This window comes from Xenorhabdus sp. SGI240 (genome assembly GCF_040081915.1).
GTDB lineage: Bacteria > Pseudomonadota > Gammaproteobacteria > Enterobacterales > Enterobacteriaceae > Xenorhabdus > Xenorhabdus bakwenae.
Genome location: NZ_JBEBMB010000001.1, coordinates 1 through 20,939 on the forward strand (window position 1 = coordinate 1; position 20,939 = coordinate 20,939).

Consider the following 20,939-nt stretch of genomic DNA (forward strand, 5'->3'; position numbering starts at 1 on the left):
ACAGTTTGGTATAAATTGTTTTGTTTTTTAATATAATTTTATTTACTTTACTTATGTAAAGGTATTTTTATGTTTTGGTGGATTATTTCGTCTGATTTACCCTATTCCCATTAAAAATATTATTTACCATTACCTTTTCCACTAAATAGACTTTTAATTCGCCTAAAAACGAGGTTTACTCGCACTTTTGATTTTTTTGAAAACGGCAAGAGTATTCCTTACGGATTATTGAGCGATATTTTTATTTTTTCAATGAAAACAATTATATAAATATATTTCTTGGTAGATTATCGTTCTATCAAGTTGTATTCTGTTTTTCTTTGATGGTTTATCTATGGAAAATAACCGTATTGAAGTATTTTTTCGGGATATCGCATTAAAATTAAAAAAACGGCTGTTGTACAAGGTTCCCAGAAATACCATTGTGGTTGAAAACATCGCCGCCGATATCTATGGCAGCACTCCCGGAAAAGGAAGGATGAGATCACCACTACAGCCACAGCTCAAATTGACCTTATCCGGTTAAATAATGTTCGCGCTCTCACCTTGGGGAAATGTGGATACAGATCAATTGGCAAAATAAAAAAAAGAAGAAATACGTTGGATTTAACAAAAGGTAAAGTATTTTAATAAGGAAGGAAATTACTTTTTCAACAACCTCGCCCGCTCTTCCCTCCGTCACTACTCTGATTGCAATTTATCCTGCTGAAAATTCCCCTGAACTTTTTGTCTTCCATTAAAAATATCGCGTTTACACTCAATAACTGCAAATTTAGCGATTATTCCACTGAGCAATTATACAAAAATAGTATTTATTTGAAATTATTTTATTTCGGTATTAAATATAATTGGCCTTTACATTTACATCAGTTGTGTAATTTTATTATTATAAAATAATAGGTAGTTAATTTAGTTTATTTTTTACATAGGGAATATATATATGCTTATTATAACGTAATGATAAATAATGGTTTATTTGGTTCTCCTTGTTCCTTTGTTGTTAGTGATTATTTATAAACATAAACACTTCCTTTTATCTGAAATAATTTCAGACAAATACTAAATGGAAAAATACAGCAAGGACTTAGCGTTCATGCCAGTAGATATATTCAACAGATCCATTTTTATTGAGTTGTGGAATTCAGCGTAATAAAAAATTGATGTAGATCAAAAACGCTTATCTAAAAAACAAGGAAAAAATGGAATTCCTTATTAGGGTTCATCAAATAAACCATTTATTCCGTTGTCTGGGAAATTATTGTCACATCATTTTTAGCTGTGCAGTTATTAACCGGGCCATGACATCCAGCGCCTGAGAAAAATAGTGTCTAAGTATCTTCCGATGCTTGGCGTGCCAGTTGTTATTTCTCCTAAAAGTAAAAGAAAAACATTTGTGACGGTTGCTGGAAATAACAGTTTTCAAATATCCGATAGATTCGTTGAGGTAGTAAGCAAATGAAAGACAGTATTACCAGCAGGGAAAATACCCTTAAAGCGGGGTTGCTGGAAACTTGGAACGCCACGGAAACCCCCTATCCTGACCATGTATGTATTCATCAGTTGTTTGAAAAACAGGCAGAGAAAACCCCGGCTGCTGCCGCGTTAATCGCTGGGGATCAGACTCTGAGTTATGCGGAACTGAACGCACGGGCCAACTGGCTGTCTTGTCAACTGATTGAACAGGGAATTGGACTGGGTGACCATGTAGCGATCCTGTTAGAACGCTCAATTGAACTGGTGGTAGCTCAGTTAGCGATCCTTAAGACCGGTGCAGTTTATGTCCCTGTTGATCCCAACGTACCTGATGAACGGAAAAACTGGCTGATAAACGATTGTGCCGCCAAATTACTGCTGACGGATATGCAAACGGAGATCCCGGCTGAACTGGTTGTCCCGCCGTTCCGTTTTTCCGGCGAGACAGAACCGTTCCGGGCAGAAGACCATCGCAATCCTGATTTATTGGGTGCCAGTACAGAGCCGGCGTATATCATGTACACCTCCGGTTCGACGGGGATACCCAAAGGCGTCATCGTGCCTCATCGGGCTGTCGTCCGGTTGGTTATCAATAATGGTTATGCTGACATCGAACCCAATGACCGGATTGCTTTCGCCGCGAATCCGGCTTTCGATGCCAGCACCTTTGAAGTCTGGGCACCGTTGCTCAATGGTGCTGCGCTGGTGGTTATTGATCATACCACATTGCTGACACCGCCGGATTTTATCCGGGCGTTACAGGCGCATCGCATTACGGTGCTGTGGATGAGTGTCGGGCTGTTTAACCGGCTGGCGGAGGAGCTATCCTCGGTGTGGTCTCAACTTAACATGCTGCTGGTTGGGGGAGATGTCCTCGATCCGCATGTCATTGCTCAAGTGCTGCGTAAAAACCCACCCAAAAAGTTATTGAACGCCTACGGTCCGAGTGAAGGAACCACGTTTACCACGACTTACCCTATTCACGGATTAACATCAGGGACGACTTCTATTCCTATTGGTCGGCCTATTGCCAACACCCGGGTTTATTTGCTGGATACTGACGGTCAGCCGGTGCCATTGGGGATGACCGGTGAGATTTATATCGGGGGTGATGGCGTGGCCTGCGGTTATCTCAATCGCCCTGAACTGACCGCTGAACGCTTTCTCACCGATCCATTTAGCGATAAACCGCATGCGCGTATGTACCGCACCGGAGATTTGGCCCGCTACCTGCCGGACGGCAATCTGGAATTTATGGGTCGTAACGACCAACAGGTGAAAATCCGTGGTTTTCGGATTGAACCGGGGGAAATTGAGGCTCGGCTGGTGGAATATCCGGCAATACGTGAAGCGGTGGTGCTGGCGTTAGGAGAGGGGCAGGACAAACAACTGGTTGCCTATGTGCTGACCCAAGAGAATGACGGTTTGGCCGCTCGCCTGCGTGAACACCTGAGTGTGCGGTTGCCGGATTATATGATACCGGTGGCTTTTGTGCGTCTGGACGAATTCCCATTGACGCCGAATGGTAAATTGGATCGCCGGGCGTTGCCGGCACCGGAGGAGGACGCCTTCGCCCGTCAGGTTTATGAAGCACCACTAGGGGAGATGGAGATTGTTCTGGCGACCCTTTGGCGCGAATTACTGGGTATTGAGCGAATTAGCCGACATGACAGTTTCTTTGCGCTGGGCGGTCATTCTTTGCTCGGCGTACGGATGATTGAGCGCCTGCACAATCTGGGATTGACACTGGCTGCCCGTAACCTGTTCCAGTACCCGGTGCTGTCAGAACTGGCCCGGACACTGGAACAACATCAGGCCGTCGTGGTGCCGCCGAATGTCATTACCCCAGCAACTACCGCGCTGACACCGGCAATGCTGCCGCTGATTGATCTGACCCAGTCTGAGATTGATCACCTTGTTGAACAGGTGCCGGGCGGGATCGCTAATATTCAGGATATCTATGCGCTGTCGCCGTTGCAGGACGGTATCTTGTTCCATCATCTGCTGGCGAAGGAAGGTGACCCCTATCTGCTGGCCTATCCGATGATTTTTGCTGACCGGGCGCTGCTGGATCGCTATTTGGCGGCAGTGCAACGGGTGGTTGATCGTCATGATATCCTGCGAACCGCATTTATCTGGCTGGGGTTATCCGCACCGGTGCAGGTGGTTTGTCGTCAGGCACCTTTATCGGTCACTGAACTGACTCTGGACCCGGCAGACGGGCCAGTGGGTGAGCAATTGGCTCACCGTTTTGACCCACGTCAGGCTCGTTTTGATCTGAGTCAGGCTCCATTGTTGCGTTTTGTAGTCGCACAAGAAACAGTCGCACAAGAAACGGATGGCCGCTGGCATGTGCTGCAATTGCAGCATCACCTGATTGGCGACCATACGACAATGGAAGTGATGCACCGCGAAGTGCAGGCCTTCCTTGCCGGACAAAATGACAACCTGCCTGTACCGGTGCCTTTCCGCAATCTGGTGGCGCAGGCACGGTTGAATGCCAATCAGGCAGAGCATACCCGCTTCTTTACTGACATGTTGGCTGACGTGGATGAGCCGACGCTGCCGTTTGGTCTCACCGAAGTGCATCGTGATGGTTCGCAAGTCACACAATCGCACCGGATGTTATCGCCGGAACTAAACGACCGCCTTCGTCAGCAGGCAAAACGTCTGGGCGTCAGTGTAGCCACATTGTGTCATCTGGCCTGGGCGCAGGTGCTGTCGCAGACCAGCGGGCAGGAAAAAGTGGTGTTCGGCACGGTGCTGTTCGGGCGCATGGCGGCGGGAGAAGGGGCTGACAGCGGCATGGGGCTGTTTATCAATACCTTGCCGTTGCGACTGGATATGGATAATACACCGGTGCACGACAGTGTACGGCTGGCACAGTCCCGGTTGGCCGGATTGTTGGATTATGAGCATACTTCACTGGCGCAGGCCCAACGTTGCAGTGGCGTAGCGGGTGGCACGCCACTATTTAGTGCCTTGTTGAACTACCGGCATAATGAGCCGCCGCTGATCCCACATCAGGTTGTACCGGGTATCGAATTCCTGGGTGAACAGGAGCGGACCAACTATCCGTTAGTGCTGTCGGTAGAGGACGGAGGTTCTACTCTGGGGCTGACTGCGCAGGTAGTACAACCGTTTGAGCCGGATCGGGTCTGTGGTTATATGCAACAGGCGCTGACCAGTCTGGCAGACGCGCTGGAGCGGGCACCGGAAACGCCGGTGCGGGCACCGGAAACGCCGGTGCGGGCACTGAACATTTTGCCTGAAACGGAGCGGGCGTTATTGCTGGAAACCTGGAACGCAACGGAAACACCGTATCCTGAGCAGTTATGCATTCATCAGTTGTTTGAACAACAGGCAGAGAAAACGCCGGTTGCTACCGCGCTGATAGCGGGAGATCAAACCCTCAGTTATATGGAACTGAATATCCGTGCTAACCGACTGGCGCGTCAGTTAATTGAGCAAGGGGTTTATCCGGGGGAACATGTTGCGATCTTATTAGAGCGATCTATTGAGCTGGTCGTGGCTCAGTTAGCTATTCTCAAAGCGGGTGCTGTTTATGTTCCGCTTGATCCTGGTGTACCGGAGGAGCGGAAGAACTGGTTGATAAAAGATTGTTCAGCCAAATTGCTGCTCACCGATATGCGGGCTGATATTCCGGCTGATCTTCTGGCTATTCCGTTATTTCGTCTTTCTGGTGAGATGGGCACCATCAGGGACGAAGATCGCCTCAATCCTGACTTACCCGCTTCCCGTACCGGAGCCGCGTATATCATGTATACCTCTGGCTCTACCGGTACACCAAAAGGCGTGGTAGTGCCTCATCGCGCGGTAGTTCGGTTGGTTATCAATAATGGTTATGCTGAAACCGGACAGGATGACCGCGTTGCCTTTACCGCTAACCCGGCTTTCGACGCGAGTACCTTTGAAGTCTGGACGCCTTTGCTTAACGGCGGCGCACTGGTGGTCATCGACCACGCTACCTTGCTGACACCACAGGCATTTGTACAGGCTTTACAGGTTCATCGGATTACGGTTTTGTGGCTGACGGTTGGATTGTTTAACCGACTGGCCGCGGCGTTGTCTTCGGTTCTCCCACAGATCAATATCTTGATTGTCGGAGGGGATGTGCTTAATCCGCATGTGATCGCTCAGGTTCTGCGTAATCGCCCGCCTCAGCAGTTATTGAACGGCTATGGCCCGAGCGAGGGAACGACGTTTACCACGACATACCGTATCACTGAACTGCCGGTAGGGACGACAAAACTTCCCATTGGTCGGCCAATCGCTAACACACGCCTCTATTTGTTGAACACTCATGGTCAACCCGTGCCACTGGGGGCGATCGGTGAGATTTATATTGGTGGTGACGGCGTTGCCTGTGGTTATCTTAATCGCCCTGAACTCACAGCTGAACGCTTCCTGGTTGATCCTTTTAGTGATCAACCGGCTGCGCGCATGTACCGAACCGGAGATTTGGCCCGCTATCTGCCGGATGGCAATCTGGAGTTTTTTGGCCGTAATGATCAGCAGGTTAAAATCCGTGGTTTTCGGATTGAACCGGGGGAAATTGAAGCGCGGTTGAAGGAGGACTCTGCGGTGCGTGAGGCGGCGGTGCTGGTGTTAGGTGACGGGCAGGACAAACGGCTGGCCGCCTATATAGTAGCGCAGGCAGATGACGGATTAATCAACAACCTGCGTGCCCACTTAAGCGCAATCTTACCTGATTATATGATCCCGGCGGCTTTTGTCCGTCTGGATGAATTCCCGCTGACGCCGAATGGCAAACTGGATCGTCGGGCATTGCCGGTGCCGGGCGAGGAAAACTTTGCCCGTCAGATCTATGAAGTGCCGCAAGGGGAAACTGAAATAGCCTTGGCGGCTATCTGGCGCGAGTTGTTGGATGTTGAGCAAATCAGTCGGCATGACAATTTCTTTGCTCTGGGTGGCCATTCGTTGTTGGCGATGCGGGTGATGAACCGTGTTGCGGCTTTCGGTGCCGAACTGCCGCTGACTACATTGTTTAAAGCGCCTGCTTTGCTGGCCTTTGCTAAGGTGGTTGATGAGCATCTTAATGAACAGCGTGGGGCATTGCCAGCCATCACACCGACACCCCATGATGGAGCGCTGCCCCTGTCATTCGCGCAACAGCGTTTGTGGTTCCTGGCGCAGTTTGAGGGGATAAGTGATACCTACCATATTCCGTTAGCACTGCGTTTACGGGGCCAGCTTGATACTCATGCTTGGCAGCAGGCGCTGAATCACCTGTTTGCCCGCCATGAAGCATTACGTTCTGTTTTTATCACAGTCAATGAGCAGCCACAGGTTGAACTCCTGCCGGCGGACTTGGGTTTGCCGATGAAAAAACACGATTTACGTAAAGCTCCTGAGATGGATGAACAGCTTAAGCGTTTGTGTGAGCAGGAAGCGAAAATACCGTTTAATCTTGCCTGTGATCCCTTAATTCGTTCTGTTCTGATCCAACTGGCTGACGATGAGTATGTCTTCCTGTTGACCCAGCACCATATTGTGTCCGATGGCTGGTCTTTAGGGATATTGAAATCAGAACTGAGTGCACTTTATTCCGCCTGTTTAAACCAACAGCCTGATCCGTTGCCGCCGTTAGTGATCCAATACCCTGATTATGCTGCATGGCAGCGTCAGTGGCTTTCTGCGCAGAGGATTCAGGTTCAATCCGATTATTGGCGAATAGCGTTGGCTGACGCGCCAGTCTTGCTGGATTTGCCAACTGATCGACCACGTCCACCGGAACAGGTGTTTGCCGGAAACCTCTGGCCTGTCAATCTGGACGCTGAGTTAACGGCATCCCTTAAGCGTCTGAGTGAACAACAGGGGGTCACGTTATTTATGACCTTGCTATCAGCCTGGTCAATAGTGCTGTCCCGTCTGTCAGGTCAGGATGATGTGGTTATCGGTACACCAAGTGCCGGTCGCAGTCGTCAGGAAGTGGAATCCTTGATCGGTTTCTTTGTTAATACGTTGGCTTTGCGTATCGACTTATCGGGTGAGCCTGATGTGACGGAGTTGCTGGCGCGTGTGCGGCAAACCGCGCTGGCGGCACAGGAGCATCAAGATTTACCGTTCGAACAAGTGGTGGAAATTGTACAACCCCCGCGCAGGCTGGCACATACCCCGTTGTTTCAGGTGATGTTTGCCTGGCAGAGCAATGAGATTGTGGCGTGGAGATTGCCGGAACTGACAATTTCACCGATCGATCAAGCCTTTGATGTCGTTAAGTTTGATCTGGAACTTAACTTGTTTGAAGAGGAAGATCGGATTGTCGGTTATCTCGGTTATTCAACTGCTTTGTTTGATCAAGCAACTATCGAACGACACGTTGAATATTTGCACACAATACTGCAAGCGATGGTCACTGACATTCAGCAGCCAGTCGGGGAAATGAATATTCTGGCACCAGTAGAGCGCCAGTTGTTGCTGGAAACCTGGAATGCAACCGTAGCCCCCTATCCTGAACAGGTGTGTATTCATCAGTTGATTGAACAACAGGTAGAAAGAACCCCGGATGCGATAGCGGTAAGGTATGAAAACCAGACGCTCAGTTATGCTGAATTGAATACCCGCGCCAACCGATTAGCACATCAACTGATGGCATTCGGTGTCATCCCCGATCAACCCGTTGCCATTTGTGTGACACGATCACTGGAAAGAATCGTGGGATTGCTGGCGGTGTTGAAAGCAGGCGGGGCTTATGTGCCACTAGATCCGGCTTATCCGGGTGAACGTCTGGCTTATCTGCTGACGGATGCTGCGCCAACTGTTTTGCTGGCGGATCATATTGGACGGGCAGCATTGGGTGAAGCAGCACTGGAGACGTTAACTGTACTCGATCCAAATACTCGGCCGGATCAGCCAGACAATAATCCACAGATCCCTAATCTCACCTCACGGCATCTGGCGTATGTGATCTACACATCCGGTTCTACGGGCAGACCGAAAGGGGTGATGATTGAACATCAGAGTCTGGTTAACCTGACGCTGGAACACATTGCTCAGTTTGATATTGGTGTCACCAGCTGGATGTTGCAGTTTGCCTCATTTGGCTTCGATGCCAGCGTCTGGGAAATCATGATGGCATTGAGCAGTGGGGCTATGCTGGTTATTCCGACGGAAACAATCCGGCAAGACCCGCACCGCCTCTGGCATTATCTGGAAGAGCAATCGGTGACGCACGCGTGTCTGACACCCGCCCTGCTACGGGATGGTGCGGATTTACCGGCGCTGACGATAAAACCGACCGTGATATTGGGCGGTGAAGCACCCAGTCCGGCGCTAATCCAGACATTAAACCGTCAGGCCACGCTGTTCAATGCCTATGGCCCGACGGAAATCACCGTTTGCGCCACCACCTGGCATTGCCCGCCAGACTACACAGGGGGATCAATTCCCATCGGCAGACCGGCAGTTAACAAACGAATCTATCTGTTGGACAAACACGGTCAGCCGGTGCCGCAGGGCGCAGTCGGTGAGTTATATATTGGCGGTGTGGGTATGGCCCGTGGCTATCTCAACCGCCCTGAACTCACCGCTGAACGTTTCCTGACGGATCCGTTTAGTCATCAGCCGGATGCGCGGATGTATCGCACCGGAGATTTGGCCCGTTATCTACCGGATGGCAATTTGGTCTTTGTTGGCCGTAATGACCAACAGGTTAAAATCCGTGGCTTCCGAATTGAATTGGGAGAGATTGAAACGCGGTTGATTGAACACCCGGCGGTGAGTGAAGCATTGGTCGTGGCGTTGGGTGATGGACAGAATAAACGCCTGGTGGCTTATGTGGTGGCGCAAGAGGATGATGGATTGGCCGCCCGTCTGCGTGAACACCTGAGTGCGCGGTTGCCGGATTATATGGTGCCGACGGCTTTTGTACGTCTGGAGGCGTTTCCGCTGACGCCAAACGGCAAGCTGGATCGTCAAGCGCTGCCGGCACCGGGAGAAAACGCCTTTGCCCGTCAGGTCTATGAAGCCCCGCAAGGGGAGATAGAAGTGGCGTTAGCGACCATTTGGCGTGAATTGCTGGACATTGAGAAGATCAGTCGGCACGACAGCTTCTTTGCTCTGGGGGGCCACTCGCTGTTGGCGGTGCGGATGATTGAGCGTTTGCGGTGTATGGGGTTGGGCATCTCGGTACAAGCGCTATTCCAGCACCCGACATTGAACGTGCTGGCTCAGTCTTTGTCTCAGCATTGTGAGATCAAGGTGCCTGATAACGGTATTACACCGGATACGGCTGTGTTAACACCGGAGATGTTGCCGCTGATTGACCTCACTCAGGGTGAAATTGACTGTATTGTTGATCAAATACCGGGTGGGCTGGCTAACATTCAGGATATCTATGCTCTGTCACCGCTACAGGATGGCATTTTATTCCACCATCTGCTGGCAAATGAAGGCGATCCTTATCTTCTGCTAACCCAACAGGCTTTTGCCGATCGGTCTTTGCTGGATCGTTATCTGAGCGCCGTTCAACAGGTGGTTGATCGCCATGATATCCTGCGAACCGCTTTTATCTGGGAAGGATTATCCGCTCCGGCTCAGGTGGTTTGTCGTCAGGTTTCCTTATTCATCACAGAATTGACACTCGATCCGGCTGACGGTTCGATCAGTGACCAACTGGCCCAACGCTTTGATCCGTGCCAGCATCGTATTGACCTGAGTCAGGCACCGTTGCTGCGCTTTGTTATTGCTCAGGATATTGATGGCCGCTGGATCCTGCTGCAACTGTTACATCACCTGATTGGTGACCATACCACGCTGGAAGTGATGAACGGCGAAGTGCAGGCGTATCTGACCGGACGGGGAGGCAGCTTGCCTGCGCCAGTACCTTTTCGTACTTTGGTCGCTCAGTCTCAATTGGGGATCAGTCAGGAGGAACATACCCGTTTCTTTACTGATATGCTGGCGGCGGTGGAGGAACCGACGCTGCCATTCGGATTAACAGAAGTACACCATGACGGCTCGCAGGTGGCGGAATCGCACAGAATGCTGACGCCTGCACTGAATAACCGCCTGCGTAATCAGGCCCGGCGTTTGGGCGTCAGTGTGGCGGCGCTGTGCCATTTGGCCTGGGCACAGGTGTTGTCACGTACCAGTGATCAGAAGCAAGTGGTATTTGGCACAGTGCTGTTTGGGCGTATGCAGGCTGGCGAAGGCGCCGACAATGGCATGGGGCTGTTTATTAATACCCTGCCGTTACGGTTGGATATCGATGAAACGCCGGTGCGAGAGAGCGTACAGGCTGCCCATAGCCGATTGGCAGGATTATTAGCGCATGAACATGCATCACTGGCGCTGGCTCAACGTTGCAGTGGGGTAGCCAGCGGGACACCGCTGTTCAATGCACTGTTGAATTACCGACATAATACCCAGCCGGTCACGTCGGATGACATCATCAGCGGAATTGAATTCCTTGGGGCACAGGAACGGACTAATTACCCGTTTGTATTGTCGGTAGAGGACGGGGGTTCCGATTTGGGGCTGACGGCTCAGGTTGTACAACCCTTTGATCCGGAAAGGATATGCGGTTACATGCAGCAGGCGCTGGAGAGTCTGGCAGAGGCACTTGAACAGGCACCGGAAACGTCGGTACAGGTGTTGGAAATCCTGCCGGAAACTGAGCGTACATTGTTGCTGAAAACCTGGAATGCGACCGAAACAGCCTATCCTGACCAACTGTGCATTCATCAACTGTTTGAACAACAGGTGGAGAATGCCCCGGACGCCACGGCGTTGGTCTATGAAAACCAATCCATTAGCTATGCGGAATTAAATATTCGTGCTAACCGGCTGGCGCATCAGCTTATCGCGCTGGGGGTTGAGCCGGAGCAGCGGGTAGCGATTTGCGTGGCCAGTTCACCGGCGCGGATAGTGGGACTGCTGGCAATATTGAAAGCGGGTGGTGCCTACGTGCCGCTGGATCCTGCTTATCCGGGTGAACGTCTGATTCATATTTTGGCCGATGCTGCACCGACTATTTTGTTGGCGGATAATACCGGACGTTCCGCATTCAATGAGCAAATACTTTCGCAGCATGTTGTTCTTGATCCGAATTTATTGCCTGATCAGCCAGATAATAACCCACACGTCGCGGCGTTGACCTCCGGTCATCTGGCTTATGTGATTTACACCTCCGGCTCGACGGGTACGCCGAAAGGCGTGATGGTTGAACATGGCGGGCTGGTCAACCTTATCCAGGATAAAATCGCCCAATTCGCTGTTCATGCCCATAGCCGGATGTTGCAATTCGCTTCATTTGGTTTTGATGCCAGTGTCTGGGAAATCATGATGGCATTAGGCAGTGGCGCCAGTCTGGTTATTCCTGACAATGCCATTCGTCAGGCGCCAGAATATCTCTGGCATTATCTGGAAGAACAATCGGTAACGCACGCTTGTCTGACACCTGCGCTACTGCGGGATGGTGCGGATTTACCGGCGATAACCATCAAACCAACATTAATACTGGGCGGTGAGGCGCCTGGTGTAGCCTTGCTTCAGACACTGAGTGGTCAGGCAACGGTATTCAATGCTTATGGCCCGACAGAAATCACCGTTTGCGCCAGCGTCTGGCGTTGTCCATCAGATTATCAGGGAGGATTCATTCCGATTGGACGCCCGACGGCCAACACCCGAATTTATCTGCTGGATGCCCTCAGTCAGCCGGTGCCTTTAGGGGCGGTGGGGGAGCTGTATATTGGGGGAGCCGGTGTTGCCCGTGGTTATCTCAATCGTCCTGAGCTAACTAGCGAACGTTTCCTGGCTGATCCGTTTAGTGATGACACTGATGCCCGCATGTATCGCACCGGCGATTTGGTTCGCTATCTGCCGGACGGCAATCTGGTATTTGTGGGACGTAATGACCAGCAAATTAAAATCCGTGGTTTTCGGATTGAACCGGGGGAAATTGAAGTTCGGCTGACAGAACATTTCGCGGTACGTGAAGCGCAGGTATTAGCGCTGGGTGATGGGCAGGATAAACGTTTGGTCGCTTATGTGGTAGCAGAATCGCATGACGGATTGGCAGCGAGCCTGCGTGAGCATTTGAGTGCTCTGTTACCGGATTATATGGTGCCGGCGGCTTTTGTCTGTTTGACCGCCTTCCCGCTAACCGCTAACGGCAAATTGGATCGCCGGGCATTGCCAGCTCCGGGAGAGGAAGACGTTGCCCGTCAGGTTTATGAAGCTCCGCAAGGAGAGATAGAAACGGCGTTAGCGGCTATCTGGCGTGAGGTGTTAGGGGTTGAACAGATTAGTCGACATGATAACTTCTTCGCGTTGGGAGGCCATTCGTTGTTGGCTGCGCGGGTGATGAACCGGGTAGCCGCTTTCGGTGCTGAACTACCGCTTGTTACCTTGTTTATGTCCCCCTCTCTGGCTGCGTTTGCGGAGAGGATCTACGCACAATGTCATGAGGATAGTGACAGGTTGCCTGAGATTACTCCGGTATCCCGCGAGAGTGCTCTGCCATTGTCGTTTAGCCAGCATCATCTGTGGTTCATTTCGCAGTTTGGAGGGGTAAGTGATACTTACCATATTCCTGTGATACAGCGTGTGCGTGGTCAGTTTGATATCGGTGCCTGGCAGCGGGCGCTTAATGCTCTGTTTGCCCGCCACGAAGCCTTGCGTTCTGTCTTTGTGACGGTTGATGGTCAGCCCCAGGTTGGGCTATTGCCGCCTGAATCCGGTTTGACCATGAAGAAATATGATCTGCGAGGCGCACCTGACGTGGACGGAGAACTTAATCGTTTGTGTATGGAGGAGTTTGGGCAATCGTTTGATCTTGCACAGGGACCATTAATCCGCTCCAGTTTGATACAACTGGCAGACGATGAGTCTGTATTTCTGCTGATCTTGCATCATATTATTTTTGATGGCTGGTCTTTAGGAATACTGAAATCAGAGCTAAGTGCCCTCTATACGGCTTTGGTGACAGGCCAACCTGATCCACTACCACCGCTGCTGATTCAGTATCCTGATTATGCGGCATGGCAGCGTCAGTGGCTTTCGGTTGAACGCTTACAGTCCCAATCTGACTATTGGCGTACCCTGTTGGCTGGTACACCGGTACTGCTTGATTTACCCACCGATCGGCCACGTCCTCCTCAGCAGTCGTTTATCGGAAGTTCATTGCCCATCAATCTGGATGAGGCGTTAACGAAAGCCCTCAAGCGCCTGAGTGAGCAGCAGGGAACAACGTTATTCATCACCATTCTGTCAGCCTGGGCGATGGTTCTGTCGCGCCTGTCAGGTCAGAGTGATCTGGTTATCGGCACACCTTGTGCCGGCCGTGGGCGTCAGGAAATTGAATCCCTGGTGGGTTTCTTTGTCAATGTATTGGCCTTACGTATCGACTTATCGGGCACGCCGGATGTGACGGAATTACTTGCGCGTGTGCGGCAAACGACGTTGGCGGCACAAGATAACCAGGATCTGCCGTTTGAACAGGTGTTGAAAATTGTGCAACCGCCGCGCAGACTGGCGCATACACCGCTGTTTCAGGTGATGTTTGCCTGGCAGAACAATGAGAAAATAGAGTGGAAATTGCCAGCGCTGGAAATCTTACCGGTTGATCAGGGTTTTGACGTGGTCAAGTTTGATCTTGAACTTAACCTGTTTGAGGAAGAAGGCAAAATTGCAGGTAGTCTGAATTATGCAACAGCCTTGTTTGATCACCAGACAATCGAGCGGTATGTGGGTTATCTGCACACCGTATTGCAAGTGATGGTGGCTGACCCACAACAACCTGTCAGGGAAATTGATATTTTGTCACCGGCGGAACGTCGGCTGTTGCTGGAAACGCGGAATGCGACTGAAATAGGCTATTCCGAACAAATGTGTATCCATCAGTGGGTTGAACAACAAGTGGAGAAAACCCCAGATGCTACAGCGCTGATACATCAGGCGCAGATCTTAAGCTATGCGGAACTGAATGTTCAGGCCAACCGACTCGCTCACCAGCTTATCTCTCTGGGGGTAGTACCGGATCAGCGGGTGGCGATTTGTGTGACACGTTCGCCAGCGATGGTGGTGGCGCTATTGGCTGTACTGAAAGCGGGTGGCGCCTACGTACCACTGGACCCCGCCTATCCGGGTGATCGTCTCGCTTATATGCTGAATGATGCCGCTCCGTTAGATCCTGTCCCGTTAATCGTACTGGCGGATAATACCGGGCGTGCTGCTTTGGGTGAAGAAGCACTGGCGAAATTCACCGTACTTGACCCGAATACCCTGCCTGACCAACCGGACAACAATCCGCAGGTTCCTGCGTTAACGTCACGGCATCTGGCCTATGTGATTTATACTTCCGGCTCGACCGGTACACCAAAAGGGGTGATGGTTGAACATCGTGGGCTGGTCAACCTTATCCGGGATAAAATCAGCCAGTTTGACATTCATGCCCACAGCCGGATGCTGCAATTCGCCTCATTTGGTTTCGATGCCAGCGTCTGGGAAATCATGATGGCATTGTGTGGTGGTGCCACTTTGGATATTCCTGTCGATGCAATTCGTCAGGACCCGCGCCGCCTTTGGCATTATCTGGAAGAACAGGCGGTGACTCATGCCTGCCTGACACCGGCTCTGCTGCGGGATGGTGCGGATTTACCGGAGATAAACATAAGACCAACATTGATACTGGGCGGAGAGGCGCCCAATGCGGCGCTAATTCAGGCACTGCATGGACGGGCCACGCTGTTCAATGCGTACGGCCCGACAGAAATCACGGTATGTGCCACCACCTGGCGTTGTCCGGCAGATTATATCGATACGTTAATTCCTATCGGACGTCCGACAGCTAACACCTGTATTTATCTGCTGGATGCCTGCGGCCAGCCGGTTCCACTGGGAGCGGTCGGGGAGTTGTATATTGGTGGTGACGGTGTAGCCCGTGGCTATCTCAATCGCCCTGATCTGACGGCTGAACGTTTCCTGACTGACCCGTTTAGTCAGACACCGGATGCACGGATGTACCGCACCGGAGATTTGGCCCGCTACTTGCCGGATGGCAACCTGGTGTTTATTGGCCGTAACGACCAGCAAGTGAAAATCCGGGGATTCCGGATTGAACCGGGAGAGATCGAAGCCCGGCTGACGGAGTACCCGACGGTGCGTGAAGCTATCGTACTGGCTCTGGGTGATGGGCAGGATAAACGTCTGGTGGCTTATGTGGTGGCACCAGCGGAAGCTGGACTGGCTACCTGTTTGTATAGCCATCTGAGAGCACTGTTGCCTGACTACATGGTGCCGGCGGCTTTTGTCCGTCTGAACGCCTTTCCGCTGAACCCTAACGGTAAGCTGGATCGTCGGGCGCTGCCGGAACCTGATCAGAATGCCTTTGTTCATCAAGCCTATGAAGCGCCGCAGGGGGAGATTGAGATGGCATTAGCGGCTATCTGGCGTGAATTGCTGGAGGTTGAGCAAATAGGCCGGTATGACAATTTCTTTGCGTTGGGTGGACACTCGCTGCTTGCTGTGCGGATGATAAACCTTGCCGCAGGCCGTGGTTTGATGTGTACATTGAATGACCTATTCCAATTCCCTGTGCTGGCTGAACTGGTATCAAAAATCACATTAGATCCACTGTCCCAGCCGCAAAGCAGTGCGATACCTGTGCGGCCATCCGGAATGGAACCGCCGTTATTCTTTGTGTCCAGCGGCATGGATGATTACTCCTATGTCTTTGGATTGGCTAAACATATTCAGTCAGACTATCCGGTTTATGCCTTGCCCTGGCCATCCATCAATGAAGAGCCGATATCGACTATTGAGGCATTGGCCGCCAAAATGATCACCTTTATGAAGGCGGTTCAACCGGAAGGCCGATACCGGATCTACGGTTACTCTTCTGGTGGTGTACTGGCTTATGCCATTGCCCAGCAACTGTTGAACGCCGGTGAGACCGTCGATTTTCTGGGTTTGATTGATACGCCTGCCCCTCACTGCTTTAAGCAGCAGGTTATTCAACCAAAGCTTCATTTTCTTGCTGAACGGGCAAAACAGTCGGGCGGGGAACATGAAGAGGAGATTGCGGTATTGCATCAGAGAATTGATAAACTGAATTTGGTGCAATTTATTGCTGCGGCGCAGGAACTGGGACTATATCCGGCAAATCTGCGTCCTGACTTGATCGCAAAACGTTGGGAACAGATGGTAAATTATATGCAAATGGTTAAAGAATATGAACCACAAGCATTGGCGATAACGCTCCACCAGTTCTATGCGATAGAATCTTATCCGGAGATCCCTTTCGTTACAGAATCCGCATTACCCTCTTTGAGTATGGAACCGTCGTTAGGCTGGAAGCAGGTTATGCCTGATTCTTTGCTCCAGCTAACATCTGTACCGGGCGACCACTTTAGCCTGATGGAGGATAGTGAAAATAAAACCATTTTGGCTAAAACCTTAAGTCAGGCGTTAGCAATGAATTGTGAAGCGGAGGCGGTGTAATTTCACGATTAATTGTGGAATAAATATCAATTAACCTGATTGTTACAGGCGAGACCAGCTTTGTTGGTCTCGCCTGTTTTTGTTTGATATTAATGTACTTGAATAATTTGATATTCAGCCATGACTGAGCCGAGTTTCATTCTGAAATCATTGTTTCATGTAAATAACGCCATTGAGGGTGGGAATTATCGAATGAAATAATTGCCAGTGACCAACGATAATTCGTATTTCCATCTTTGGTCTGTTTTTCACGATAACGCACCGAAACATATTCTGCACTGAATGCGATCACAGTGCAGTTATCAACTTCAATTTTTAAATTTGGTCTGGAACCAATGCTATTAACAAACATTTCTTTTACTTGATTTAATAAGACATGCTGACCGGCCAAAGTGGTCATAGTAAAATCAGGGGTAAAACTATTGAGTAGTTTATGCAATGAGTCAGAATTTTTCTCCTGTTTATTGGTGAAAACATTTTCAATCCATTGATGAATTTCAATAACACTTTGGCAGGCAATTAACTCTTTTTCTTTTCGCATAGGTTCTCCGAATGTTTTTTTAAATTATGCAGACTCATTAAAGGTAATAAACCGATTATCGCTGCAAGGATAAAAGTCAGGTGATACGCATTAGCAGAAATAGATCCTTGCTGTAATAAATTAAAAATCATAGTAAATAACGCCGTGCCAATACTAAATGACATTTGACGATTGATATTCCAAATCACACTGGCTCGAGATAATTTTTCATTGGCAAAATCCATTAGCGCAGTGGTCTGTGCAGTGTTAGCCCCAATGCCTCCACCAATTCCCATCAGCAAATACGCGCCAATCAAACCTGGTACATCGTTTGCATGATTAATGGTAGCTAAGAAAGCAATACCAATAGCATGAAGTACAATCCCACATAAAAATAGACGATGAGCACCCCAACGGTTATACATTCGTCCACATATTAATATGGCACCCAATGCACCAATCGCATATAAAATCATGAGAGAGCCGGTTTTTTCCGCTGACCATCCCAGTTGTTGTTGTAGATAAAAAATATTCAACAGATTAACGCCGGTAAATACGCCTGGAATTGAGTGATAAATCCACACGGAAATACGCATACGAGTATTTTTTATTACAGACAGATCCAGAATAGCATTTTGTACACGATGGTAATGTCGTATATAAAACAGAGTAAAAAAAGCGCCACTGGTCAGGAAGATAATTGGCAGCCATTTCTGGGTTGCATCAGCGTACATAGAAAGTCCTGATAGTAAAGATACCAATGCTAAACTAACCAATAACAATCCCTTCAGATCAGGTTTTTGAGCCGAAATTGTTTCATTACGCAGCCAAATCAGTGAAAGAATGGATGCTAGCAAGCTGAAAGGGATATTGCTAAGAAACACCCAACTCCAGCTATAGTGATCAACAATAGCACCTCCAACACCCGGGGAAATAGCCGGTGCAATGAGTGCAACAGCCATAACCAGTGTCGAGATTTTTGCCCGTTCATGCTTTTTAAACAACCCAAAGGTTAACGCTTGCCCGACCGGAATCAACAAACCGCCTCCCAATCCTTGAATAAAGCGCCACAATACTAAATCATAGAAATGTTCCGCCAGGCCAGAAAACAGAGCAGCTATAGAGAAAAGTAGCATTGAAGCTGCCATAATTTGCCGTGTGCCAAAACGTTCAGCCAACCAGCTACTAATAGGTATAATGAGTGTCAAACCCAGAATATAACTATTGGATACCCAGGCTACGCGAGATTCAGAAACAGACATTTGATCGGCAATATCAGGCAAAGCAATTGCCGACATAAAAATATTGATGCAATCAATAAAGAAACCAAGCAAAAATATTAATGCGATACGATAGCGATAACTCATTATTTTACCCCCATTCAGGAAGTTTAATGACCATTGACTTAGTTAGTCTATTCATTTAATTTAAACACTTAATTTAATTATATTTAACAATAAAAATGCAACCTCATCTTAATCGGATACAAACTTTCCTTACGGTGGTAGAATGCGGCTCTTTTACCCGCGCAGCTGAAACTTTATTTATCAGCAAAGCTGTCGCCAGCATTCATGTGAAAGCACTGGAAGAAGCTTTAAGCGTACCATTGTTAGTGCGTAATACTCGTGGTATTGCATTAACAGAAGCGGGGAGAGAATTTTATGAAGATTTTAAAAAAATATTTCATCACATTCAGGTTGCGTTCGATAATGTTGCGGAACGGCATCACTCCTTAGCCGGAAAATTACGAATTACTTCAACAGTGGAATTTGGTGAAAAATTTCTGCTTCCTTTAATCAGTCAATTTTGTGAAATCCATCCTCAACTGGAAATTGGCTATTTTGCTGACTCAGCCTTAAATGATTTAATTACCGAGAGAATTGATCTTGCGATCCGTTTGGGGACATTAAATGACTCAACATTGAAAAGCAGGCAGTTAGCGACTTTTAAAATTAAATTAGTTGCAGCTCCACATTGGTTAGAACGCAACCCTATTAGTGAACCGATGGAGCTGAATAAAGTGGACTGGATTGCCAACACGAATCTACAAAACCCAACCCAATGGGAATTAAAACATCCTATTCATCCCAGGTTTATCATCCGTGGAAAAATTAAATATGCCTCAAATAATTCCTCTGCCATTCGTTCACTGACTCTATCTGGTTTAGGCGTATCTATATTACCCGAATGGCTTGTCAATGAGGATATAGCGTCTGGTACTCTGGTAGCGCTTTTCCCAGAATATCATCTACCCAAACAGGAAATAACGGTTGTATTTCCAAATAATGTACAACTTCAACGTAAGAACCGTCTTTTTATAGATTACCTATTAAAAAATTTGGTCATGTGAGTAAGAGAAACCAAAGTTTGTACCTGTTTTCAATCTTGTGCCTTGCTCAATTTGAAGTGATCAATTTTTATTGATCACTTCAATTAAAAATATAACCTAAACTTCTTTTTCATTGAGTAAACGGTTTAAGCCATTGATAACGACTTCTCTGGATTCATTCTTACGAATGGCTGCATAGATATCAATATTTAAGGATTGAGCAGCAACTTTATCTAATTCCCTGTAACAAAGCCCTTTTTGATTAGAGATACACATAGAACGGGGCATAAGCGCCATTCCTTTCCCTCTTGCAATACTGGAAAGCATGACCAGTGAATCATCAGGCTCCTGACATCTTTTTAATAAGAAAGGTAATTGTTGAAAATAACTTTCACATTTGTCGTAAAAAACGGGATTTGCGTTTCTTGAAAACCAAAAAAGAGACAGATCGGCAACATCGGTAAGCGACACTTTTTCTTTCAAACTGCCAGGATGAGAAGACGGTAATGCAAGCAGAAGAGGTTCACGATAGAGCCAGTAAAATTGAAAATCATGTTTATTATGTAGACTTTGTTCTCCTATAACAACAAGATCTATTTTCTCTTTTGAGAGAAAACGCAAGAGTTGGCTAGAAACCAGATGTGATGTGCCAATTTCCCCTCCTGTCATAAGCGCTTTAATTTTATTACTTAGCTCAGGGATATTATTAAAATTTAAAGTGCTGGTAAGCCCAATACGTAAATAAGTTTCCTCATTTTTAATTTTATCCATAAACAGAGTGAGTTCATTGATAAGGTATGTTGCTTTTTTAACTAGCATCAGCCCATTGTCTGTCAGATGAACTTTATGCGTATTTCGGGTAAAAAGATCACAACCAAGAGTTTCTTCAAGACATTTGATATGACGAGTCAGGGGAGGTTGTGTCATATGTAATCTTTCGGCTGCTCTTCTGAAATTAAGCTCTTGAGCAACGGCTAAAAAACATTGTAACTGTTTTATGCTAGGTAGCTTACTACGTAGGTTGTCCACAAATTCTCCATTCCATTCATTGAGTGGCATCTTGAATAATAAGGCCCTTGATATCAAAAATGAATTACAAAATGAACAATTCTCATGAAAATTCATAGTGGT

The 20,939-nt window shown here is 48.5% G+C and carries 6 protein-coding genes; 3 read left to right on the plus strand and 3 right to left on the minus strand.

The window, feature by feature from the left end; translation table 11 throughout:
- The first annotated feature begins 334 nt into the window (after positions 1-334).
- Together ABLA76_RS00005 and ABLA76_RS00010 are read left to right on the plus strand one after the other, a co-directional pair.
- On the plus strand, positions 335-526 hold the full coding sequence (locus ABLA76_RS00005) for a hypothetical protein (RefSeq protein ID WP_348986379.1): 192 nt from the start codon (positions 335-337) through the stop codon (positions 524-526).
- A 929-nt stretch (positions 527-1,455) separates the two neighbouring features.
- A complete protein-coding gene (locus ABLA76_RS00010; RefSeq protein WP_348986380.1) occupies positions 1,456-16,959 on the plus strand; it encodes an amino acid adenylation domain-containing protein in 15,504 nt (5,167 codons plus the stop codon).
- Between the two features lie 136 nt (positions 16,960-17,095).
- On the opposite strand, the gene ABLA76_RS00015 is transcribed toward ABLA76_RS00010, so the two are convergent.
- Together ABLA76_RS00015 and ABLA76_RS00020 are read right to left on the minus strand one after the other, a co-directional pair.
- Positions 17,096-17,500, minus strand: a complete 405-nt coding sequence (locus ABLA76_RS00015; RefSeq protein ID WP_348986381.1) for a hypothetical protein — start codon at positions 17,498-17,500, stop codon at positions 17,096-17,098.
- The gene (locus ABLA76_RS00020) at positions 17,479-18,846 is read right to left on the minus strand and encodes an MFS transporter (protein WP_047768284.1); all 1,368 of its coding nucleotides are present in this window, start codon (positions 18,844-18,846) and stop codon (positions 17,479-17,481) included. Before ABLA76_RS00020 ends, ABLA76_RS00015 begins: the two co-directional genes overlap by 22 nt.
- A 95-nt stretch (positions 18,847-18,941) precedes the next feature.
- Between ABLA76_RS00020 and ABLA76_RS00025 the strand changes: the two genes are divergently transcribed.
- Entirely contained in the window at positions 18,942-19,829 is an 888-nt protein-coding gene (locus ABLA76_RS00025) for a LysR family transcriptional regulator (RefSeq protein WP_348986382.1), read from the plus strand.
- Positions 19,830-19,925: 96 nt separating this feature from the next.
- Here ABLA76_RS00025 and ABLA76_RS00030 read toward each other — a convergent pair whose 3' ends face one another.
- Complete coding sequence (locus ABLA76_RS00030) at positions 19,926-20,837, minus strand: LysR family transcriptional regulator (protein ID WP_348986383.1); 912 nt, start codon at positions 20,835-20,837, stop codon at positions 19,926-19,928.
- Positions 20,838-20,939: the final 102 nt, after the last annotated feature.